This window comes from Mesorhizobium sp. L103C105A0 (genome assembly GCF_000502215.1).
Taxonomy (GTDB): Bacteria; Pseudomonadota; Alphaproteobacteria; order Rhizobiales; family Rhizobiaceae; genus Mesorhizobium.
This window is the reverse complement of record NZ_AYXF01000001.1, coordinates 674,219-696,917: the sequence shown is the minus strand read 5'-3', so window position 1 is coordinate 696,917 and position 22,699 is coordinate 674,219. Positions and strand designations below refer to the sequence as shown.

Here is a 22,699-nt window from a genome sequence, read left to right as displayed (position 1 = left end):
TAAAAATTTAGGACAGTAGTGCTGTCTTATTTTGTCGCACAAGTCAGGCTGGATTGGCGTATCATTTGGGCCACTCCGGCCGTTGCCGCGAGCGACGGGTAGACGGCTCGGCTGTGGCCTGTACGATACCGGATACGAACCGGCGGTGCACCGCACGGTCCGCCAAGGATTTCGAAAAGACGTGCCGCAAGAATGAGAGCGGAAGCCAGTCGCTTCCCAAGGTAGACCAGCGCCCCAAATGCTAGACGTGCAAGGGGCCGGATCGGAGGACAGGACGATGACGGAACTGACGCCATCTGCGATTATCGGCCAGGCCGCGCAGACGAAAGCGGCAGCCGTTAAAAATACCGTTCTGACCAAAGAAGGCCGAACCACCAACGGCCTGACCGGCAACGGTATGGCCGCGCAGGGTCTCTACGATCCGCGCAACGAGCATGACGCGTGCGGCGTCGGCTTCATCGTCAACATGAAGAACGTGAAGTCGCACCAGATCGTCAAGGACGGGCTCTTCGTGCTCGAAAACCTGACGCATCGCGGCGCTGTCGGCGCCGATCCGCTGATGGGCGACGGCGCCGGCGTGCTGGTGCAAATCCCCGATCATTTCTTCCGCGAAGAGATGGCGGCCCAAGGCGTCGAACTGCCGGCGGCAGGCCAATACGGCGTCGGCCACTGGTTCATGCCGCAGGATGCGGCACTGCGCGCCCATATCGAAGAGATCATCGCCGAATCGGCGCAGTCAGAAGGGCTGCCGCTGCTCGGCTTTCGCGACGTGCCGGTCGACAATTCATCGCTGTCGAAGGCGCCCGATATCGCGGCCTCCGAACCGTTCCATCGCCAGGTCTTCATCGGCCGCACATCAGACATTCCAGATGACGAGGAATATGAGGCCAGGCTGTACCTGCTGCGCAAGGTGATTTCCGGCCGCATCTACGCCGAGAACAACAACAAGGATATCGGCGCCTACTGTGTGTCGCTATCGGCGCGTACCATCGTCTACAAGGGCATGTTCCTGGCCTACCAGGTCGGCGCCTATTACAAGGATTTGTCGGATCCGCGTTTCGAGACCGCGCTGATCCTCGTCCACCAGCGCTTCTCGACCAACACCTTCCCGTCATGGAAGCTCGCGCACCCCTACCGCATGGTCGCGCATAATGGCGAGATCAACACGGTGCGCGGCAACAACAACTGGATGGCGGCGCGCCAGGCCTCGGTCGATTCCGAACTGTTCGGCAACAACATCTCCAAGCTGTGGCCGATCTCCTATGACGGCCAGTCCGACACGGCGTGCTTCGACAATGCGCTCGAATTCCTATTCCAGGGCGGCTACAGCCTCAGCCACGCCATGATGATGCTGATCCCGGAAGCCTGGGCCGGCAACAAGCTGATGGATGCCGACCGCAAGGCTTTCTACGAATACCACGCAGCCCTTATGGAGCCGTGGGACGGGCCGGCCGCGGTCGCCTTCACCGACGGTCGCCAGATCGGCGCCACGCTCGACCGCAACGGTCTGCGCCCGGCGCGCTACATCGTCACCGACGACGACCGCGTCATCATGGCGTCAGAGGCCGGCGTGCTGCCGGTGCCGGAGGAGAGGATCGTCAAGAAGTGGCGGCTGCAGCCCGGCCGCATGCTTCTGATCGACCTCGCCAAAGGCCGCATCATTTCCGACGAGGAGATCAAGTCGGAGATCGCCACCAGGCATCCCTACAAGACCTGGCTCAACAACACGCAGCTGATCCTTGAGGATCTGAAGCCGGTCGAGCCGCGCGCGCTGCGCAAGGATGTCAGCCTGCTCGATCGCCAGCAGGCTTTCGGCTACACGCAGGAAGACACCAAGCTGTTGATGTCGCCGATGGCGACCACCGGCCAGGAAGCCGTGGGTTCGATGGGCACCGACACGCCGATCTCGGCGATGTCGGACAAGTCGAAGCTGCTCTACACCTATTTCAAACAGAATTTCGCCCAGGTCACCAACCCGCCGATCGACCCGATCCGCGAGGAGCTGGTGATGAGCCTGGTGTCCTTCATCGGGCCGCGGCCGAACATCTTCGACCTGGTCGGCAATTCGCGCCGCAAGCGGCTCGAAGTGCGCCAGCCGATCCTGACCAATGGCGATCTGGAAAAGATCCGCTCGATCGGCCACACAGAGGACCGTTTCGACACCAAGACCATCGACATCACCTACGGGTCGAGCGAGGGCGCGGCCGGCATGCAGGGCGCCGTCGAGCGTCTGTGCGAGCGCGCCGAGGCGGCCGTTGCCGGCGGCTACAACATCATCATCCTGTCCGACCGCCAGGTCGGTCCCGACCGTATCGCCATTCCGGCACTGCTGGCGACGGCTGCGGTGCACCATCACCTGATCCGCAAGGGTCTGCGCACCGCGGTCGGCCTGGTCGTCGAATCCGGCGAGCCGCGCGAAGTGCATCATTTCTGCTGTCTCGCCGGCTACGGCGCCGAGGCGATCAACCCCTACCTTGCCTTCGATACGCTGCTCGACATGCACAAGCGTGGCGAACTGCCGGCGGAGGTCGACGCCTACGAGGTGGTCTCGCGCTACATCAAGTCGATCGGCAAGGGCATCCTCAAGGTGATGTCGAAGATGGGCATCTCCACCTACCAGTCCTATTGCGGCGCGCAGATATTCGACGCCATCGGGCTGAAGTCGGATTTCGTCGACAAGTACTTCACCGGCACAGCGACGCTGATCGAAGGTGTCGGCCTGGACGAGGTCGCGGCTGAGACGCTCAGCCGCCACACCGACGGTTTCGGCAACGATCCGGTGCTGCGCAACAGCCTCGAGGTCGGCGGCGAGTACATGTACCGCATGCGCGGCGAAGCCCATATGTGGTCGCCCGACGCCGTCGCCACCTTGCAGCACGCCGTGCGCCAGGGCTCGTGGGAGACGTTCAAGGAGTATTCCGCGCAGATCGACAGCGAGACGGCCCGTGCCCAGACCATACGCGGCCTGTTCAGGATCAAGCTTGCGGAAGAGACCGGCCGCAAGAAGGTGGCGATAGAGGACGTGATGTCGGCGGCCGATATCGTCAAGCGCTTCTCGACCGGGGCGATGTCGTTCGGCTCGATCTCGCGCGAGGCACACACGACGCTGGCGCGCGCCATGAACCAGATCGGCGGCAAGTCGAACACCGGCGAGGGCGGCGAAGAGGCCGACCGCTATCTGCCGCTGCCCGGCGGCAGCAAGAACCCCGAACGTTCGGCGATCAAGCAGGTCGCCTCGGGGCGGTTTGGCGTCACCGCCGAGTATCTCGTCAATTCCGATGTCATGCAGATCAAGGTCGCGCAGGGCGCCAAGCCCGGTGAGGGCGGCCAGCTGCCCGGCCACAAGGTCGACGCCACCATCGCCAAGGTCCGGCACTCGACGCCTGGCGTCGGCCTGATCTCGCCGCCGCCGCATCACGACATCTATTCGATCGAGGATCTGGCGCAGCTGATCTACGATCTGAAGAACGTCAACCCGGCGGCCGATGTCTCGGTAAAGCTGGTGTCGGAAGTCGGTGTCGGTACGGTTGCGGCCGGCGTCGCCAAGGCACGCGCCGACCACATCACCATATCGGGCTATGATGGCGGCACCGGCGCGTCGCCGCTGACCTCGCTCAAGCATGCCGGCAGCCCGTGGGAAATGGGCTTAGCCGAGACGCACCAGACGCTGGTGCTGAACGGGCTGCGCTCGCGCGTTGCGCTGCAGGTCGATGGCGGCTTGCGCACGGGGCGCGACGTCATCATCGGTGCGCTGCTCGGTGCCGACGAGTTCGGCTTCTCGACCGCGCCGCTGATCGCGGCCGGCTGCATCATGATGCGCAAGTGCCACTTGAACACCTGCCCGGTCGGCGTCGCGACGCAGGATCCGGTTCTGCGCAAGCGTTTCAAGGGCACGCCCGAGCATGTCATCAACTTCTTCTTCTATGTTGCGGAAGAGGTGAGGGGGCTGCTGGCCGAGATGGGCTACACCCATATCGACCAGATCATCGGCGACAGCGACCTGCTGGAAAAGCGCGAGATGATCCAGCATTGGAAGGCGCGTGGGCTCGATTTCGGCAAGATGTTCTTCAAGCCGGACGCGCCGCATGAGGCGGTGCACTGGACCGAACGGCAGAAACATCCGATCGACGACGTGCTCGACCGCAAGCTGATCGAACTGGCCAAGCCCGCGCTCGAAAGCAAGCAGCCGGTCAAGATCGAGGTCGACATCCGCAATGTCGATCGCTCCACGGGCGCCATGCTATCGGGCGAAGTCGCCAAGCGCTTCAGGCACAAGGGCCTGCGCGAGGACACGATCCAGGTGAAGCTGACCGGCACAGCCGGCCAGTCGTTCGGCGCCTTCCTGGCGCGCGGCATCTCGTTCGAACTCGTGGGTGCGGCCAACGACTATGTCGGCAAGGGCCTGTCGGGCGGACGCATCGTCATCCGGCCGCCGGAGGAGTCCAGGATCGTCGCGGCGGAATCGATCATCGTCGGCAACACCGTCCTCTATGGCGCGACCGAGGGCGAGGCCTATTTCGCCGGTGTCGCCGGCGAGCGCTTCGCGGTGCGCAATTCGGGCGTCGCCGCCGTCGTGGAAGGCGTCGGCGATCATGGCTGCGAATACATGACCGGCGGCATCGTCGTCGTCATCGGCCAGACCGGTCGCAACTTCGCTGCCGGCATGTCGGGCGGCGTGGCCTATGTTCTGGATGAGGCCGGCGATTTCGCCGCGCGCTGCAACATGGCGATGGTCGAGCTGGAGCCGGTTCCGGAAGAAGACGATCTGATGGAAAGGCTGCTGCATCATGGCGGTGACCTCGACCACAAGGGTCGCGTCGACGTCTCGGGCGACATGACCACCCATGACGAGGAACGGCTTTACCAGCTTATCTCGAACCACGTCCATTTCACCGGTTCGGTACGCGGCCGCGAGATACTCGACGACTGGACGACCTTCCGGCCGAAATTCCGCAAGATCATGCCGGTCGAATACCGCCGCGCGCTGATCGAGATGGAACGCATGCGCATGGGCGTGGCGGCGGAATAGGTTTTTCGACTTGCCGGGAGGCGCAGGCTTCCCGGCGGAACTTTCAGCGACAGTTTGACCTCGGATGCAAGGTTGCCACGGCTGCCTCAAGGGGTTAACGGGTGCGAAAACCGCACCATCTGGACAGCAGGAACTGGACTATGGGCAAGGTAACAGGCTTTCTCGAAATCGACCGGCAGGTGCACAAGTACCAGCCGGCCTCCGACCGCATCCGGCATTTTCGTGAATTCACGCTGCCGATGTCGGACAAGGAGGTCGAGAAACAGGCGGCGCGCTGTATGGATTGCGGCATCCCGTTCTGCCACGGGCCGACCGGTTGCCCGATCCACAACCAGATCCCGGACTGGAACGACCTCGTCTACAATGGCGACTGGGACAATGCGATCCGCAACCTGCATTCGACCAACAATTTCCCCGAGTTCACCGGCCGCATCTGCCCCGCGCCCTGCGAGGAAGCCTGCACGCTGAACCTCGAGGACATTCCGGTTGCCATCAAGACTGTCGAACAGGCAATCGCCGACAAGGCTTATGAAACCGGCCATATCCGGCCTTATCCGCCAGAGAAGAAGACGGGCAAGCGGGTCGCTGTCATCGGCTCCGGCCCGGCAGGGATGGCGGCGGCGCAGCAGCTTGGCCGCGCCGGCCACGAGGTCAGCGTTTATGAGCGTGAGAGCCGTCCCGGCGGGCTGATGCGCTACGGCATTCCCGACTTCAAGATCGAGAAGCACTATATCGACCGCCGCATCGAGCAGATGCAGGGCGAGGGCGTGACCTTCCATTGCGGCGTCAATGTCGGCGTCGACAAGCCGGTGGCAGAGTTGCTCGCCGGATACGATGCGGTGCTCTATTGCGGCGGTTCGGAATCGCCGCGTCCGGCCAATATTCCGGGCGACGATCTCGGCGGCGTCTATGACGCCATGCCCTATCTGGTGCAGCAGAACCGCCGCGTCGGCGGCGAGCCGATCCAGTCGGTGGCCTGGCCGTCGCATCCGATCATCGCCGGCGGCCAGCATGTCGTCGTCGTCGGCGGCGGCGATACCGCGTCCGACTGCGTCGGCACCGCCTTCCGCCAGGGCGCGGTGCGTGTCACCCAGCTCGACATCCGCCCGCAGCCGCCGGAGAAGGAAGACAAGCTTTCGGTCTGGCCTTACTGGGCGACCAAGATGCGCACCTCGTCCTCACAGGCCGAAGGTGCGGAGCGCGAATTCCAGGTGGCGACGCTCGAATTCATCGGCGAGGACGGCCAGCTGACCGGCGTCAAATGCTGCGAAGTCGACGAGAAGCGCAAGCCTATCCCCGGCACCGAATTCGTCATCCGTGCAGACCTCGCCTTCATCGCCATCGGCTTTGCCGGACCGGCTGCCGCCGGCGTCGCGAAAGAGCTGGACGGTGAGATGAAAATCACCACCGACAGCCGCCGTTCCCGCAATGTCGAAGCCAACGATCGCGACTACAAGACCAGCGTCGACAAGCTCTACGCCGCAGGTGATGTGCGCCGCGGCCAGTCGCTGGTTGTGTGGGCGATCCGCGAAGGCCGCCAGGCCGCGCGCTCGATCGATGAAGCGCTGATGGGGTCGACGGTACTCCCCCGTTAACGGTTGATCGCCGTCGTCGTATCCGTCGCGGCAGCGGCCTTGGGCGGCCACGAGAAGTCGTCGGCGCGGCCGGGCGAGGCCTCGGGCGCCTTGCCTTCGAGGATTAGTTTTTCGCCGGGCAGATCCGGATTGGCTTTCGGCGCCGCCGCCGCACCGAGAAGTTCGGTACCGCCGTCGAGCGCCGGATCGTTGAGCAGCATCGGAACGGTGCGGTCGACCACGATCGGGGCGGCGGGCAGCGACGGCGCCTCGACCGGGGCGCCGGCCGGTGCGGCAGCCGTCACCACGCTTCCCGGCGCTGCCAGGCCGAGGATCTTGGCCAGCGGCTTTTCGGTGTAGAAGGCGAGCTTTCGCTTGCCGGCTTTCGAGACGTTGATGCCGTCGTCGGAGCGCAGCCGCACGGCCTGGCCGTTAATGTCGGGGCCGGTCGAGACAAAGGCGCCGTTCTCGTCGACGAACCCATCCCAGACATCGACGAATTCGCCGCCGTTCTTCTCGGCAGCCGAGTGGTAGATGTCGTTGAATGCCAGCATGTCGGAGGTCATCTTCGGCGTCTTGAAGGCTGGCATGCCGACCCACAGATAAGGCACCTTGGTCGCCGCCAGTGCCTTTCCCAAGGCTTCGGTCCGGCGTTCGTATTCCTTGGTCCAGTTCTCGGAGCGCGGCTGCTCGCGCACTTCGTTGACGCGCATCTGCTGGCGGTCGTTGGAGCCGAGCATGACGACGACCACGGAGGGTTTTTCGGTCTCGACCAGCGATTTGACCTGTTCGGGCCAATTGTAGACATCATCGCGCACGAAACCCGAAGAACCGTTGGCGCGCTCGACGATCCTGACGTTGGCATTGTCGGCAAAGGCTGTTTCGAGGCCTTCGGCCAGGCCGTAGGCCATGAAATCGCCGATCACCAGAACGACGCGGGCATCCGGTGTCTTCTCGACAATCGGAGCGGAAGGTTCAACGGGTGCACGGGGCTTCTTCTTGACCTTCGGCTTTGCCTTGCGGACGTCGAGCGGCGGCTCGATGCGTTCGCTGCGGCGCGGGAACAGAAGGTCGCGCAGCGACCAGCCGCGGTTCTGCGGTTGTTCCTGCGCCAAAGCCGGTGTGTCGAAACTGCCGGCGACCCCCGTCGCCAGGACAACGATGGCCAGAACGAGGATCGGCAAGCGGAAAACGATCACACGGATACGCGCTGCCGAAACCAAGCACCCTCTCCATCCCTTGGTGCATGGCCCTCGCAGCGGATCATGCACACATCAATGCTACGGCATCCCTTGTGCGCCGCAATGCGCGGCGCTGCCGATGGCTCTATTTCTTTCTGAGCCATTTGAGCACTTCCATGCTCGGATACCCGTCCTGGGTCAAGCCGACCGTTGCCTGATAGGTCATGATGGCGGTTTTCGTGCCGTCACCGATCTTGCCGTCGAACTTGCCGTCGTAAAGTCCGTGCTGCGAAAGCCGCTTCTGCAACTCCTGCCTTTCCTCGAAGGACAGTTTGGTGAAAGGCCGCTTCCAGTCCTGCACCAGACCATTAGAACCGGCGATTTCGTCGGCAAGAAGGCCGACGGCCAGGGCATATTTGTCCGCGTTGTTGTAGGCCTTGATGACGGAGAAGTTCTTGATCATCAGGAAGGCCGGTCCGCCGCGGCCGTCCGGCACTTTCAGGGTCGCCTTGTCGGTTGCGTTCTTGAACGGCTTGCCATTGGCCCTGGCGACGCCGAGCGCCTGCCACTGCGCCAATGTCTTCGAGCCGGCCGGCAGTTTGCCCGCCGGAATGGTGACCTCGTAGCCCCAGGTCTTGCCGCCCTGCCAGCCATTCTTCTTCAGCAGATTGGCTGATGTCGCCAACGCATCGGGGATCGAATTCCAGATGTCGCGCTTGCCGTTGCCGTCCATGTCGACGGCATAATGCTGGTAGCTGGTCGGGATGAACTGGGTCTGGCCCATGGCGCCGGCCCAGGAGCCCATCAGGTGGCTTTCGTCGATGTCGCCGGTCTGCAGGATTTTCAGCGCGGCGACCAATTGGGTGCGGGCGAATTTCGAACGCTTGGCGTCGCCATAGGCGAGGGTTGCCAGCGAGCGGATGACATTGCGCATGATGTCGTCGCGCTTGAGGATCTCGCCATAATTCGATTCCATCGACCAGATGGCGAGCAGGATGTAGCGGTCGACGCCGAACCTGGCTTCGATCCGGTCCAGCCACGGCTTCCATTTCCTGGCCATCTGCTGGCCGACGGCAACGGACTGGTCGTGGACGCGGTTGTCGAAATAGTCCCAGGCGGGCGCGGTGAACTCGGGCTGGGTGCGTGCCTTTTCCAGCACCACCGGGTCGGGTTCATTGATGCCCCGGAACGCTCGGTCGTAGACCGCGCCGGAAACGCCGCCCGCCACGGCCGTGGCGCGGAAGCCGGCGACCCATTGCCGAAACCCGGCATCGGCGAAGGCCGGTCCGGCCGGCATCAGCAAGGCGAGCGAGAGGCTGGCCGCCGTCAGCACGCTGGTAAAGAGTTTTGCGGCACTGCGAACGGACATATTTTCCCCTTTCTCTATCTCAGGAAAGACCATTCATCGCCGAACCGGGTTAGCAATTGGTTTACCATAGGCGGCGCCTGGAACGAAAAGACACCTGGATGCTTTACCGGTTGATGTTCCCTCAATGGCCCGATAATCCACAATTCCGGCGCGAAAATGTCGCGAGGCGGGATTGCCGGGCACGCCCTCAAACGGATAATTGACGCATGAAGCGAGTTCGCAAGGCAGTTTTCCCGGTCGCCGGTCTCGGCACACGGTTTCTCCCGGCCACCAAGGCCATTCCCAAGGAGATGCTGACCGTCGTCGACCGGCCGGTCATCCAGTATGTCGTCGATGAGGCGCGCGAGGCCGGCATCGAACATTTCATCTTCGTCACCGGCCGCAACAAGGCGGTCATAGAAGACCATTTCGATATCCAGTTCGAGCTCTATGATACGCTGGCACAGCGCGGCAAGGACGATCAGCTGGCCCGCTTGCAGCGGCTGCAGCCGGCGCCGGGGCAGACCTCGTTCACCCGCCAGCAGGTGCCGATGGGGCTCGGCCACGCCGTCTGGTGCGCCCGCGAACTGGTCGGCGACGAACCCTTCGCGCTGTTGCTGCCCGACATGATCATGCAGTCGGAGAAGAGCTGCACGAAGGCCATGGTCGAGCTCTACGAGGAGACGGGCAACAACATCATCGCCGTGCAGGAATGCGATCCGGCCGAGACCCACAAATATGGCATTGTCGGCCGCGGCGAGGACACGCATCACGGCTTCCGCATCACCGAGATGGTCGAAAAGCCGAAGACCGGCACCGCACCGTCCAATCTCTACATCAACGGCCGCTACATCCTGCAGCCCGAGATTTTCAAGATCCTCGAAAGCCAGGAAAAGGGCGCCGGCAACGAGATCCAGCTCACCGACGCGATGCTGAAGCTGGAAAAGCAGCAGCCCTTCTTTGGCTACCACTTTCAGGGCCGCACCTTCGATTGCGGCTCGCCGGAAGGCTTCGTCGAGGCCAATGTCGCCTTCGCGCTGTGGCGCAGCGACATGAACGAGAACATGGCCGGCGTCATCCGCACGCTGCTCGATGAGATGAAGCCGTCCGAGCGTCGCGGCGCTGCTTTTTAGCTACCGCTGCAGCTTCAGCCCCAAATAGATGCTGTTGGCGGTGTAGTTGCGCCCGGGCAGATTGCTGGTCAGCTTTTCGGTGCGGGCGCGGCTGGTGAGGCCGACATAGCGGTTCAGCCACCAGGTCAGCCCGGCCTCTGCACTCAGCGTCATGTCATGGCCGTCGGAGCCGGTGTAATTGCGCCAGTCGAGCCCAAGGGCTGCGTTGCCGGTCAGGTCGGCGCGGATCTGCCGCTCGCCGGTGAGGCGGCCGGAATAGAGGATGTCGCCGCTCTCACCGGCATTCGTTGTGCCTTCGACCGTGGTTCGCCCGGTGAGGCCGATGATGGTACCGCGCTCGGGCGACCATTTGAGGTCGGCATTGATGGTGGCTCCCGAAATCGCCTCCAGGTTCTTGTCGTCGATCGCCTCCCTCAGCCAGCCGGCCGAGAACTCACCCTTGAGCTTCTCGCCCATGTCGACTTCGATACCGGCGCGTGCGCCAAGCCGGGTCGAGGAGCGCTCGAAGCCCTTGTTGTCGACCCGTTGGTCATATACCCGGCGGCCGAGCTCAATCTCAGCAAAGGGCGTCAGAGCCGGGGAAATTTCATAGCCAGTCCGCAACGTTGCGGTGTAGAGCGTGTTGTCCTGGTCCTTCTGCGACAGCGAGGTGCCATCGGTAAGTTCGGCATCGCCATAGATGTCGTGGGAGACGGCGCCGGTCAGCGCAAAGCGCAGCTTGCCGACATCCTTCTCGACGGCGAGGCTGCCGTCGACAGTCTGGCGGATCGGCTGCGATTTGACGCCGGCAATGGCGTCGGGCGCGGAGGCCGATTCCGGTGCAATCTCGTAGCCGAGCTTGGCGATGGCGCGCAGTTCATTGTCGAGGTCGACATTGTACGTGCCTTGGATACGGCCGCGTGCCTCATTGATCTTCTGGCCCGAAATGGTGTTGCGGAAATTGCCGTAGCCGTCGATGACCGCCGAATTCTCGCCCCAATCGGAGGCGGCGGAGAAACGCAGCGCCGTTTCGGACAGCACCGCCGACTTGCCGCCAGCGCTGGAATCGGCGTTCGACGTGACGGCAACGCCCTGCTCGAGCGTCGGCCGCAGCAGGAACGAGCCGACCTTGATGCCGGTTGCCGCGTACGGGTCGTCCTCGAGCTTCTTCTTCAGGCCCTCGATGGCGTCGGTGCGCTCGGCGCCGGGGTCGAGCTTTCGTCGGTCGACGCCGTCGACGGTGAGGACACGGCGGTTGGCTATGTCCTGATCGGCGTCGCCTGCCGCAGTGCCGTCCGGAGTCGTTCCGGTGGTGGTCTGGTCCGTGGCTTTGCCAGGCTTCTTCTTGTCGGCAGCCTTGGTTTTGTCCTTGGCCTTGTCTGCATCCGCGTCGGCGCGTTGCTTTGCCGTCGACGGGCGGCGTGGCAGGACGGTTGGCGGCTTGTCGGCGAACGAATCGTCGATGGTCGCCGGCGGGTCGAAAATGCTGTTTGCGCCGGCCTGTGACGGGTCGGTGTCATCAGGCAAGGCGCCATCGCTGGCCGGCACATAAGCGGTTGGCGTGTTTCCCGTGGGGGCGGTGTCGGCAGGGGCGGGCTTGACCTGCGTGTTGGCCTTGCTCAATTGCCTGGCCCGGCGCTGCTGGTCGGACAGGATCGCCGATTCCGAAACTTCGCCGCGCAGCTCTGTCTCCTGGGCATGAAGCGCAGTTGGCCGCAGCAAAGCGAGCACGCTCGTCGCCAGAAGCAGAGCGCAAAACGCTCTGCCCGTTCGACCTTTTTTCTCTTGAGGTTGGGCCCGCGACATCGTCACCACTGCTTGCGCGGCGCAAGCGCGCCATACTTACCGAACCGTAAACGGGGATGGTTAACGGAGGGTTGAAGGGGTGCCTGTCGGACATGGCTGGACGGCAATTCTGTTGGACAGGCGAACGGCAAAGCGCTAATCGCATCAGCCATGCATGCGGGATCCCAAGAAAAGAAGCCTTTGGAGGCTTCGATCGCCTCGGCGCTGAGAACGGTAGCCACGGAACAGGCCGGCGTGGCGGCATTGGCCGCCGCGCTGGAGAACGAACTGGCCGAACCTTTCGCCCGCGCCGTCGACATGGTGTCGCGCATCAATGGCCGCGTCATAGTCACCGGCGTCGGCAAAAGCGGCCATATCGGCACTAAGATCGCGGCCAGTCTGGCTTCGACCGGCACGCCTGCCTTCTTCGTCCATCCGGCGGAGGCCAATCATGGCGACCTTGGCATGATCGCCAGAGACGATGCCATCATCGCCATGTCATGGTCCGGCGAGAGCAGAGAATTGATGGGCATCGTCGCCTATTCCAGGCGCTTCTCGATCCCGCTGATTGCGATTACCGCGGGCGCGGCCTCGGCGCTGGCGCGCGCGGCCGACGTGGTGCTGCTCCTGCCGTCCGTGCCGGAAGCCTGCCCGCACGGCCTGGCGCCGACGACATCGACCCTGCTGCAACTGGTGGTCGGCGATGCGCTGGCTATAGCGCTGCTCGAAGCGCGCGGCTTCACGCCCGACCATTTCCGCACATTCCACCCCGGCGGCCAGCTCGGCGCCAATCTCACGCAGATCCACGAGATCATGCATGTCGGCGAAAGGCTGCCGCTGGTGGCTTCCGGCACGGGCATGCGCGAGGCGATCCTCGAATTGTCGAACAAGGGCTTCGGCTGCGTGGCGATCGCGACGGCGGATGGCGCGTTGGTGGGCATCATCACCGATGGCGACATCAGGCGTCACATCGGCAGCAATCTCATGGAAATGAGCGTCGATCAGGTGATGACGAAAAAGCCGAAGACGGCCACACCGGACACGCTGGTGGCGACGGCGCTGCAGATTATCAACAATTCGGCCATTACGAGCCTGATGGTGGTCGAAGGCAGGCGGCTCGTGGGACTGGTTCATCTGCACGACCTGCTGCGCATCGGCGCCGCCTGAAAAAATCAAAGGACGCGTCGCGTTCGGGAAGCCCTACGCGACGCGCCCTGATTTTCCGGATCGAAAGCGCCATGCGCTTTCGAAATGTCAAACAGCCTCGACGGTCAGTTCCAGATCGGTGTCGGCCGAACTGACGACGCGCACCTGCGTGCCGGCCGGCAGGTCGGGACCGGAGACGCGCCACAGCGTGTCGCCGAGCTTGATGCGGCCGCGACCGTCCTTGATCGGCTCGGCCAGCGTTGCCATCCTGCCGACCAACTGCGCGCCGCGCCGGTTGAGCAGCGGCTGATCACTCGGGACATTACGCCCGCCGACTAGTTTCTTGCCGACGAAGGCCGAGACCAGCGACAGCGCCAAGAAGGCGAGGACCTGGACTTCCCAGGCCCAGAAGCTTGCGTCCCAGATGAGCAGGGAAATCACACCGATTACCAATGCGGCGATGCCGATCCACAGCATGAATATTCCTGGCGCGATGACCTCCATCACCAGGAGGACGAAGCCCAGAACCATCCAGTTCCACGGACCAAGTTCGGAAATGATGCGGTCAAACATGGGCGTGCGCTCCTACTTCCTGTGGAGCATGATCTTTTCCGAAAACCGGTTCCCACTTTTCGGGATCATGCTCGCGACCTCAGTTCTCGTCAGGTCTCAGTTCTCATTCGGGCGAACCACCGGAGGGCGGCCTGCCTGCCTGGCGGCGCCGGCGGTGCCTTCGCTGCGGAACACCTCCCTGGCGATCTCGCTTATGCCGCCGAGCGTGCCGATCAGCGCCGAGGCTTCCATCGGCATCAGCACGACCTTGCTGTTGTTGGCGGTACCGATCTTGCCCATCGCTTCGGTGTATTTGAGCGCCACGAAGTAGTTGAGTGCCTGCACGTCGCCCTTGGAGATGGCTTCCGATACAACCTGGGTGGCTCGCGCTTCGGCCTCGGCCGAGCGTTCGCGTGCCTCGGCGTCGCGGAAGGCGGCTTCCTTGCGGCCTTCGGCCTCGAGGATCTGCGACTGCTTGAGGCCTTCGGCGGCGAGGATCTGCGCACGCTTGTTACGTTCGGCCGTCATCTGACGACCCATCGATTCGATGAGGTTGGCCGGCGGATTGATATCCTTGATCTCGACGCGGGTGATCTTGATGCCCCACGGATGCGCCGCTTCGTCGACGACGCGCAGCAGGCGCTCGTTGATGGCGTCGCGGTTCGACAGCAATTCGTCGAGGTCCATCGAGCCCATGACGGTACGGATGTTGGTCATCGTCAAATTGAGAATGGCGTTCTCCAGGCCGGCGACCTGGTAGGCGGCCTGCGCCGCATTGAGGATCTGGTAGAAGGCGATGCCGTCGACGCCGACAATGGCGTTGTCGCGCGTGATGATTTCCTGGCTCGGAACGTCGAGCACCTGCTCCATCATGTTCATCTTGGCGCCGATGCGGTCGACGAACGGCACGATGAGGTTGAGGCCGGGGCTTAGTGTTTTGGTGTAACGGCCAAAGCGCTCCACCGTATAATTATAGCCTTGCGGGATTGTCCGGATGCCTTTGATAAGAAGCACCAATACCAGAAAGGCAAGCGCACCAATCGCAATACCGAAACCACTGAAGTCCATTTGAATCTCCCTCAGATGCCGGCCATGGCGTTGATTCCATGCAACCGACTTCACCAAACACTTAGGTGTGTTTCAATAATGTTACAATCAGGTGATCGTTGATTATTGGTGCATGGAATAGCGCAACTGCGGCGATCGATCGCCGCAACGTGGCGGCCTCAGACCCAGCCCGACAGCTCGCGCCGCACCATCGCCTCGATCACCGCCATGCCTTCTGCACTGTCGTTGAGGCACGGGATGTGGGCGAATTTCTCGCCGCCGGCGTGATGGAAGGTCTCGGCCGCCTCGCGGCCGATTTCGTCCAGCGTCTCGATGCAGTCGACGGAAAAGCCTGGGTTGACGATGGCGATCGATTTCACGCCGTCCTTCGCCAGTTTCTCGACCGTCTTGTCGGTGTAGGGCTGCAGCCATTCCTGGGCGCCGAAGCGCGACTGGAAGGTGATGATCAGCTTCTTTTCATCCCACCCCAGTCGTTCACGCAACAGCCGTGTCGTCTTCTGGCAGTGGCAGTGATAGGGATCGCCCTTCTCGAAATAGGGCTTCGGGATGCCGTGATAGGAGGTGATGACCACCTCGGGCTCGAAGTCTAGCGTTGCCAGATGCCGTTCGATCGAATGGGCGAGCGCCTCGATGTAGACCGGCTCGTCATAGTAGGGCGGAACACTGCGCACGGCAGGCGCGCGGCGCATCTTCATCAAGGCGCGAAACAGCTGGTCGTTGGCGGTCGCGGTGGTGGTCGCGGAGTATTGCGGGTAGAGTGGGAACGACAGGATGCGGTCGCAGCCTTGCTCGACCAGCCTTTGAGCGACGCTCGCGGTCGAGGGGTTGCCGTAGCGCATCGCCCAGTCGACCACGACATCGGGTAGGTCGATGAGCGCTGCGGCCAGCTTTTCGCCCTGCGCGCGGGTGTAGGTGCGCAGCGGCGACTCGTTCCTCTCGCGGTTCCATATCCTGGCGTAATTGGCGCCGGACTTCTTCGGTCTGGTGGTCAGTACCAAGCCGTAGAGGATCGGATACCAGATCGCCTTGTTGAGTTCGATGACGCGCGGATCGGACAGGAATTCGCGGAGATAGCGCCACATCGGCTTGAAATCGGTACCGTCGGGCGTGCCGAGATTGACCAGCATGACGCCGATCTTGCCTGCCTTTACCGGCGGATGTCCGGCCGGTAGCGGGTCGAGCGCTTTCGCGGCTTTGGGGTCGACAGGCGTGGAAAGCGTCATGAAGGTCTCCCGACACCGCGAAAACCGACGATGTCGGGCGAAACTAGCGATGCGGCGCGAGTTTTCAATGCTGCGTCTGGCCGCACCTTACCTTGAAAGCCAAAAACCCCGCCGGTTACCCGGACGGGTTTTGCTGGTCGCAAGTGCGAAGCGAGGTTACTTCGCCGGAATGGTCAAGGTCGCGCCGACAGGAAGCCGGCGTGGTTCGTAGCCTTTGTTGGCCTCGGAGATCACCTTCCACTTGGCGCCGTCGCCGTAGGCCTTCTTGGCGAGATCCCAATAGGTATCGCCGGCGACGATGACATGGCTGGCTTCGGCCGGGGCGGCGTCAGCCGGCTTTGCCGGAGCAGGTGCGGCTTCGGCCGGTTTTGCCGGTTCGGCCGGAGCCGGCGTTGCCGGGGCGGTTTCCGCCGGGACAGTCGGCGGCGTGGTGGTGATGTCGCCGGAGCCTGCCGGCAATGCGGGCATCGCCGGCTCCGCCGGTGCAGCCTCGGCCGGTTTTGCCGGTTCCGCTGGAGCAGGTGCCGGTTCGGCTGGTTTTGCCGGCTCGGCGGCCGGGGCAGCCGCTACGGTTGCGGTAACCTCGGTGATGCGGCCGTCGAGCTTGGGCGTATAGGGCCGGTGCGCGGCGAGATAGTCGGCGACCACCTGTTCGAGGCCCGGGCCGTAATCATAGGCGTTCTTGGCCTTCTCGGCGAAGACCTTGTAGCCGTCGCCGCCCTGGCGGACGTAATTGTTGGTGGCGACCAGATAGTCCTTGTCCGGATTGATCGGCGCCCAGGCACCGTTCTGCATCACCTCGACCGACTTGACTCGGCCGGCATTGGGCGCGACCGACTTGTCGAAGGAGTATTTGAGACCTGCCACCTGCGGGAAGCGGCCGCCGCCGTCCTCGACCTGGCTGACGCCGTTTTCCAGCCCGGCAACCAGATCCTTTCCGGAAATCTGGAAGGTCGCCAGCGTGTTCTGGAACGGCAGCACGGTCAGCACCTCGCCCATGGTGACGGTGCCCTTGTCGATCGAAGCACGCAGGCCGCCGCCATTCGAGACGACGATCTCGACGCCCTGTCCCTTGACGCGGTCGAGGATGGCGTCGGAGACGAGGTTGCCCATCGCGCATTCCTTGGTGCGGCAGCTTTCGCGGCTGCCGTCGATGGCCTCGGTGGTCTCGGCCACTTCCTTGTTCTTCAGCGCCTCGATCGGCGCGCCAAGCTCCTTGATGCGGGCAAGAACGGCCGGATCGGGAGTGATCGACTTGTCGAGGAAGATCGGGTCGCCGCTGGCTTCCTTGACGTTGCCATTGTCGTCGAACACGACCTTGAATTCGCCGAGATATTTCGAATAGGACGCGGCCTGCACCACAGGCACCTTGGAGCCGTCGGGGTTGTCGACCATCGTCGGGTAGGGGCCTTCAGCCTTCGGGTCGGTGTTGGACAGAAGCGAATGGCTGTGGCCGCCGACCACCACATCGATGCCCGGGATCTTGGCGATGACATCGCGCTCGCGCCTGTAGCCGATATGGGTGACGGCAATGATCTTGTTGACGCCTTGCGCCTTCAGCTTCTCGACCTCGGCGGTGATCGACTTGACGTCGTCGGCGATGGTGATGTTGGGGCCGGGAGAGGCGAGTTCCGGCGTGTCGTTGGTCACGGCGCCGACAATGCCGATCTTCTGGCCGCCGACCTCAAGCACAATCGACGGCTTGATCTTGCCTGCGGCGCCGGACTTGTCGTTGGGCACGACATTGGCGCTGACGATCGGGAACTTCGCCTTGTCGAGATAAGGCACCAGCGCGCTCTCGCCATCGTCGAATTCGTGGTTGCCGAGCGTCACCGCGTCGGGCTTGATCTGATTGAGGAATTCCTCCTCCGCCGTGCCCTTGTAGGTGATGTAGAACAGCGATCCCTGAAAGCTGTCGCCGGCATTGAGCAGCAGCACGTTCTGGCCTTCGAGCTTCTTGCGCTCCTGTGCGATCGCGGTGACCAGCCGGCCGGCGCCGCCGATGCACTCACCCTTGGTCTCTTCCTCGGCCGAGCAGGTCGACTCGTATTTGTTGTTGCCTTCGATGCGGCTGTGCCAATCGTTGAAATGCAGGATGTTCAACGTGTAGTCGGCAAAGGATGGTGCGGCCGACAGGCCGAGTGTCGAGGCAGAGAGGGCGGCAATGGCGGCGAGCTTCTTCATCTTCGTCTCCCGGATATGATCAAAGGCGTTTAACGCTCTTGCCCGACTGCAGGATAACAGCCAGCATTTCGGGTATGTTCACATCGCGGTTGTGGCGATGCAAGAAGAATCAGGGCGGATAACCGGCATCGGTTTGCCGGCATAAAAAAGGCGGCGGCATCGCGCCGCCGCCATCCGCAAAGCCGCATGGGAAAGGTTCAGCCGCGCCTGGTCAGCACGAAGTTCTGCCCGGCGGAGCTGGTGCAATTCAGCTGGTTTATGGACACCAGCAGGCAGTTGAAAGCGATTGGCTGCTGCCGGATCAGCGAGGTTCCGTTGATCTCGACCGAGGTGGCGCCGGTCTTGGTGTAGCTGCCGTCAGCGAATTTCTCACCGGTCTCCGCCGAAACGGTGGTGAAGACGCCGCCGTTCAATGTCGAGACCGCCTTGCCCTCGGCGTTCAGCCAGGAGCCTTCGACGCCTCGCGCCTGCGATGAGATCGGTGGCCCGTCGGAACCGCCGGTGGTGCAGGCGGCAAGCATCGTCGCAAGAACGCCCGCCGCGCCCGCAGAAAGAATTTTGCGCGCAATCGTCATATCAAATCCTCTCCTGGCGCATCGGCCCAATCGCCAAACGACGTTTGGGGAACCGATGTGCGTGGCCTCAGTTTCCAGAGCCGTCCCTCGTGCGTCCAAACGGATGCACACTGCTCTCGTCCGCATCCCTTCAATCGCCCGATTTCCGGGCGATTGCAAGGCAGTGGGGCAGGGGTATGGAACCGCTATCGAACGAGGATGTTGCGGAATTGCCACGGGTCGCTTTTGTCGAGGTCCTCGGGAAACAGGCCCGGACGGTTATCGAGCGGCGTCCAGTCGGTGTAGTAGCCCTTGACCGGTCCGAGATACTGGGACTGAACTTCCAGGCAGCGCTTGTAGTCCATCTCGTCGGCCTCGACGATGCCGGCTTCCGGGTTTTCCAGCGCCCAGACCATGCCGGCGAGCACGGCCGAGGTGACCTGCATGCCGGTAGCGTTCTGGTAGGGCGCCAGCTTGCGGGCTTCGGCCAGCGACAGCTGCGAACCGTACCAGTAGGCGTTCTTGGCATGGCCGTAGAGCAGCACGCCAAGCTCGTCGACGCCGTCGACCAGCTCGTTTTCGTCCAGCACATGGTGCACGGGTTGCGCCTTGCCGGCGGCGCCGAACATTTCGTGCAGCGACAGCACGGCGTCGTTGCAGGGGTGATAGGCATAATGGCAGGTCGGGCGGTATTGGACCTTGCCCTTCTTACCGCGCACGGTGAAGAAGTCGGCGATCGAGATCGCCTCATTGTGCGTCACCAGGAAACCGTATTGCGCGCCCGGCGTCGGGCACCAGGAGCGCACGCGGGTGTTGGCGCCGGGCTGTTCGAGATAGATCGCAGCCTTGGAGCCATGCTTGTGCTCCTTGCCGTTCTTCGGCATCCATCTCTCATGCGTGCCCCAGCCGAGCTCGGCCGGCTGCAGCCCTTCCGAGATGAAACCCTCGACCGACCAGGTGTTCCAGAACACGTTCATCGGCTTCGGCTTCTTGGTGCGCTGGGTGTCGCGCTCGGCGATGTGGATGCCCTTGACGCCGGCCTTCTTCATCAGCTTCGCCCAGCCGTCACGGTCGTCCTGCGCCGGTTCGGAAAACTCGAGGCCGAGGTCGCCGGCAAGGTTCAGCAGCGCCTGCTTGACGAACCACGAGACCATGCCCGGATTGGCGCCACAGGTCGAAACCGCGGTAGCGCCGCCGGGCTTGTCGTGCTTCTCCTTGATCAAGGCTTCGCGCAGCGCGTAGTTGGTGCGGCTGGCATTGTCGGCCTTGGCGTCGAAATAGAAGCCGCGCCACGGCTCGACGACGGTGTCGATGTAGAGCACGCCGAGCTTGCGGCAGAGCCGCATCAGGTCGACCGAGCCGGTATCGACCGACAGATTGATGCAAAAGCCCTGGCCGCCGCCATTGGTCAAAAGCGGCGTCAACAGTTTCTTGTAGTTTTTCTCGGTCACGTGCTCCTGGACGAAGGCGATGCCGCGCTCGTCGAGCAGCTTGCGGTCGGTGTCGAGCGGGTCGATGACCGTCATGCGCGACTTGTCGAATTTGAAATGGCGCTCGATCAGAGGCAGCGTTCCCCGTCCGATCGAACCAAAGCCGATCATCACGACAGGGCCGGTGATTTCACCGTAAACGGGCCAGTTTTCATTCGCCATTTTATCGAGCACTCCTTCAAGCAACGCGCCAAACGGCCGTTCGACCGCCGCGCGACAAACCATAGATCATTGTCACAATAAAGCGAAAAGCAGGGATAAGGTTAGTTCCCGGCCGTGCAGATACGCCTACGGTTCGAGCAGTTTCGCGAATTCCGGTGTGAACAGCGCTTGTGCTTCGGAGACCGGCATTTCAACGAGATCGCCGCCGCAAGCCTGGATGACGTTGGGCAAACCTTGCAGGCCGAAGACCAGAACCTGCCTGTCGCCATCGCGCTTCAGGCTGGCGCCGAGATAGTCGCCGATCAAATCGTCGATGCCGCATTCGGCCTCGTAATCCACCTCGGTCTGGTCGCTGGGCTTCTTGCGCTTCTCTTTGACGAAGGTGGCCAGCGAGGGGCCTGGCTTGCCGTCGACCGTATCGGAAAACATGTCCTGAAGGGTAAGCAAGGCGCCACGGCGCACGTCCATGACATAGGCGTCGGAATAGTTGTTCGGATGCGCACCGCCGCAATAGAGGCTGCCGGATTCGGACCAACTCATCAGCTTCGGCGTCAATGACGTAACTTTGAACGTCGAGTCTTCATAGCCGCCAAGCGAATCGTCATCCATGCCCTCCATCGGTGGTCCATCGTGGAAGCCGGCGTATTGCAGCGCCGCGCACGTCAAGGCGCTGAGGCTGTCATGCCAATGGCGGTTCTGCAGCAAGGCATTGGCGGCTTCGATCGGCGCGCCGCCGGCGAGATCGACGATGCGCGGCCTGGCGAATTTGGTGCGCGGATCGGTGACATAGCTGTAGGCTGCATCCGGCCAACCTTCCTTGGCGTCTGCCTCGGGCGCGAAATCCAGCTTGAGATAGTCGTAGGGCGATGCCGCCATGGTGATCGGCGCATCGTCGCCCGAGAATGTCATGTCGGTGAAATCATAGAGATCGCGTGGCGTCGTCGCCGGCGTCTCCGTCTGGGCACGGCTGGCGATCCTTGTCAGCTTCAGCGGCAGGGTCTTTTTGGCCGTCCAGGTGCCTTCCAGCGTCTTGCCCTTGTCGGCGGAACTCAACCGCCAGACGGCGCCGATGGGTGGAGCCTGGCCGTCGCCGCACTTCTTGGCATCGCAGGCTTCTTCCTCGGCCAATTGAAAGGTGGCGCCCTTGCTCGACTTCGCCTGCAGAGGAATATCGACGCCCTTGGAGCGGTAGAAATAGCGCGCCGCCAGTGCCTCTCCAGCCGTCGCCGGATCACCGGTAAACTCGACGACGATGTCGATGTTGCCGAGCTTCCCCGCATAGGTCACCGGTTCCGCATGCGCTGTTGCCGGCAACGCCAGGAATGCACCGAGCAGGACGGCTAGCTTCAGAACATGTCGGATCATCGTCACTCCTTAGCCATGGTTTGCAGGCGTTGCACCAGCCGGTCACGGTCTGATGTCATCCCCTTGTAGTCGAGTTGAGCCTCATCCAGCGCCTGCAATTGCGCCGCGAAAGAGGCGGCAAGCGTTGCCCGGTCGGGATGCCGCGCCAGCACTTTCAGCGGGTCGAGATGGATGCGGATGGTGAACAGGATGTCGCGCGACAGAGGCAGTTTGCGCAGCGTCTGGCGCTCCACGCGGATGAAGGCATGGGTGTTGACGTCGCCGTCGGGAAATCGCGAGGGGCGCCTGGTGGCGCGGTCGATGCGCTCGACATTGGAGAGCGGATGATAGAGCGCGTCGCCGGCCTGGATCGACCAGTTGAAGCGTTCGACAGCCTGACCCTGCAGGCCGTCGAACATGCGGTTGATGAGCTCGGCCGGCCTGGTGCCCGGACCGAAGCCGGGCACCGGTGCGTGGATCTGCTGCAGCGGCCGGCCGAATTTCTCGACCAGCGACCAGGATGACGGGAAGCACAGCGAGCCGGCGGCGAGTCGCCAGCCCGTGTCGTCACGGCGCATCAGGATCAGGTCTTCCTGGACGAGCAGCGACGCTGCGACCAGCGGGGCATCGGGGAAGGTGGCGTCAGAGTCGGCTTTGGCGCCAATGACCTCAACCCCGGCATTGGTGCGCCGGTACATCCCGGGAAATGTCGACAGCAGATGTGCTTCGATGAGGCCGCGCACTTCGCGCTGGGCGTCGCGCGTGCCGTCTTCCTCGACAAACACCTTGTCGGGGATTTCGGCATACAGCCGGCGCTTTTCGGCGAGATGGTCGAAGAGATACCGGTCGACCTCGATCCACTTGTCGAGTTCGAGCGGCTTCAGCCCGATGGTGAAGAGCTTTGAGGAGCCATCATAGGGCGTGTGCGTGGGCTGACGAGAATTCAT

The 22,699-nt window shown here is 63.0% G+C and carries 15 protein-coding genes; 4 read left to right on the top strand and 11 right to left on the bottom strand.

Translation table 11 applies throughout. From position 1 onward, the window contains the following. Window positions 1–277: 277 nt before the first annotated feature. Entirely contained in the window at window positions 278–5,029 is a 4,752-nt protein-coding gene (gltB, locus tag X727_RS161200; protein WP_023833569.1) for a glutamate synthase large subunit, read from the top strand. Between the two features lie 140 nt (window positions 5,030–5,169). Then, the gene (locus X727_RS161205; RefSeq protein WP_023686414.1) at window positions 5,170–6,624 is read left to right on the top strand and encodes a glutamate synthase subunit beta; all 1,455 of its coding nucleotides are present in this window, start codon (window positions 5,170–5,172) and stop codon (window positions 6,622–6,624) included. Here the strand turns inward: X727_RS161205 and X727_RS161210 are convergent. Both X727_RS161210 and X727_RS161215 read right to left on the bottom strand, forming a co-directional pair. Further along, window positions 6,621–7,826, bottom strand: coding sequence for a DUF459 domain-containing protein (locus X727_RS161210; protein ID WP_023744195.1), 1,206 nt, complete (start codon window positions 7,824–7,826; stop codon window positions 6,621–6,623). The two genes, X727_RS161205 and X727_RS161210, sit on opposite strands and share 4 nt — an antisense overlap. Window positions 7,827–7,929: 103 nt before the next feature. Then, complete coding sequence (locus X727_RS161215) at window positions 7,930–9,153, bottom strand: lytic murein transglycosylase (RefSeq protein ID WP_023744196.1); 1,224 nt, start codon at window positions 9,151–9,153, stop codon at window positions 7,930–7,932. A gap of 206 nt (window positions 9,154–9,359) precedes the next feature. Between X727_RS161215 and galU the strand changes: the two genes are divergently transcribed. Beyond that, a complete protein-coding gene (galU, locus tag X727_RS161220) occupies window positions 9,360–10,265 on the top strand; it encodes a UTP--glucose-1-phosphate uridylyltransferase GalU (RefSeq protein WP_023671956.1) in 906 nt (301 codons plus the stop codon). Here the strand turns inward: galU and X727_RS161225 are convergent, their stop codons facing one another. Then, window positions 10,266–12,050, bottom strand: a complete 1,785-nt coding sequence (locus X727_RS161225) for an outer membrane beta-barrel protein (protein WP_031203860.1) — start codon at window positions 12,048–12,050, stop codon at window positions 10,266–10,268. A 150-nt stretch (window positions 12,051–12,200) separates the two neighbouring features. On the opposite strand from X727_RS161225, the gene X727_RS161230 reads away from it, so the two are divergent. Next, window positions 12,201–13,196, top strand: a complete 996-nt coding sequence (locus X727_RS161230; protein ID WP_023671954.1) for a KpsF/GutQ family sugar-phosphate isomerase — start codon at window positions 12,201–12,203, stop codon at window positions 13,194–13,196. A gap of 87 nt (window positions 13,197–13,283) precedes the next feature. On the opposite strand, the gene X727_RS161235 is transcribed toward X727_RS161230, so the two are convergent. The 8 genes from X727_RS161235 to X727_RS161270 form a co-directional block, all read right to left on the bottom strand. Further along, a complete protein-coding gene (locus tag X727_RS161235; RefSeq protein WP_023701036.1) occupies window positions 13,284–13,748 on the bottom strand; it encodes an NfeD family protein in 465 nt (154 codons plus the stop codon). A 96-nt stretch (window positions 13,749–13,844) separates the two neighbouring features. After that, complete coding sequence (locus X727_RS161240) at window positions 13,845–14,795, bottom strand: SPFH domain-containing protein (protein ID WP_023701037.1); 951 nt, start codon at window positions 14,793–14,795, stop codon at window positions 13,845–13,847. Between the two features lie 158 nt (window positions 14,796–14,953). Then, on the bottom strand, window positions 14,954–16,018 hold the full coding sequence (gene hemH, locus X727_RS161245; protein WP_023686407.1) for a ferrochelatase: 1,065 nt from the start codon (window positions 16,016–16,018) through the stop codon (window positions 14,954–14,956). A 156-nt stretch (window positions 16,019–16,174) separates the two neighbouring features. Next, window positions 16,175–18,202: a bifunctional UDP-sugar hydrolase/5'-nucleotidase gene (locus tag X727_RS161250; RefSeq protein ID WP_023701038.1), complete on the bottom strand. Its 2,028-nt coding sequence runs from the start codon at window positions 18,200–18,202 to the stop codon at window positions 16,175–16,177. A 197-nt stretch (window positions 18,203–18,399) separates the two neighbouring features. Then, entirely contained in the window at window positions 18,400–18,777 is a 378-nt protein-coding gene (locus X727_RS161255) for a hypothetical protein (protein WP_023671949.1), read from the bottom strand. A 185-nt stretch (window positions 18,778–18,962) separates the two neighbouring features. Further along, the gene (locus X727_RS161260; RefSeq protein WP_023833567.1) at window positions 18,963–20,408 is read right to left on the bottom strand and encodes a homospermidine synthase; all 1,446 of its coding nucleotides are present in this window, start codon (window positions 20,406–20,408) and stop codon (window positions 18,963–18,965) included. Window positions 20,409–20,534: 126 nt separating this feature from the next. Next, window positions 20,535–21,773 (bottom strand): hypothetical protein, encoded by a 1,239-nt coding sequence (locus X727_RS161265; RefSeq protein WP_023833566.1) that lies wholly within the window; start codon window positions 21,771–21,773, stop codon window positions 20,535–20,537. Between the two features lie 2 nt (window positions 21,774–21,775). Continuing rightward, on the bottom strand, window positions 21,776–22,699 hold the full coding sequence (locus X727_RS161270) for a DUF3445 domain-containing protein (RefSeq protein ID WP_023704010.1): 924 nt from the start codon (window positions 22,697–22,699) through the stop codon (window positions 21,776–21,778).

Bases quoted from the DNA above. Each gene is read 5' to 3' on its own strand.
- X727_RS161265 (WP_023833566.1), bottom strand. From the start codon at position 21,773: ATGATCCGACATGTTCTGAAGCTAGCCGTCCTGCTCGGTGCATTCCTG.
- X727_RS161230 (WP_023671954.1), top strand. From the start codon at position 12,201: ATGCATGCGGGATCCCAAGAAAAGAAGCCTTTGGAGGCTTCGATCGCC.
- X727_RS161235 (WP_023701036.1), bottom strand. From the start codon at position 13,748: ATGTTTGACCGCATCATTTCCGAACTTGGTCCGTGGAACTGGATGGTT.
- hemH (WP_023686407.1), bottom strand. From the start codon at position 16,018: ATGACGCTTTCCACGCCTGTCGACCCCAAAGCCGCGAAAGCGCTCGAC.
- X727_RS161240 (WP_023701037.1), bottom strand. From the start codon at position 14,795: ATGGACTTCAGTGGTTTCGGTATTGCGATTGGTGCGCTTGCCTTTCTG.
- X727_RS161250 (WP_023701038.1), bottom strand. From the start codon at position 18,202: ATGAAGAAGCTCGCCGCCATTGCCGCCCTCTCTGCCTCGACACTCGGC.
- X727_RS161255 (WP_023671949.1), bottom strand. From the start codon at position 18,777: ATGACGATTGCGCGCAAAATTCTTTCTGCGGGCGCGGCGGGCGTTCTT.
- X727_RS161270 (WP_023704010.1), bottom strand. From the start codon at position 22,699: ATGAATTCTCGTCAGCCCACGCACACGCCCTATGATGGCTCCTCAAAG.
- galU (WP_023671956.1), top strand. From the start codon at position 9,360: ATGAAGCGAGTTCGCAAGGCAGTTTTCCCGGTCGCCGGTCTCGGCACA.
- X727_RS161225 (WP_031203860.1), bottom strand. From the start codon at position 12,050: ATGTCGCGGGCCCAACCTCAAGAGAAAAAAGGTCGAACGGGCAGAGCG.
- gltB (WP_023833569.1), top strand. From the start codon at position 278: ATGACGGAACTGACGCCATCTGCGATTATCGGCCAGGCCGCGCAGACG.
- X727_RS161260 (WP_023833567.1), bottom strand. From the start codon at position 20,408: ATGGCGAATGAAAACTGGCCCGTTTACGGTGAAATCACCGGCCCTGTC.
- X727_RS161215 (WP_023744196.1), bottom strand. From the start codon at position 9,153: ATGTCCGTTCGCAGTGCCGCAAAACTCTTTACCAGCGTGCTGACGGCG.
- X727_RS161205 (WP_023686414.1), top strand. From the start codon at position 5,170: ATGGGCAAGGTAACAGGCTTTCTCGAAATCGACCGGCAGGTGCACAAG.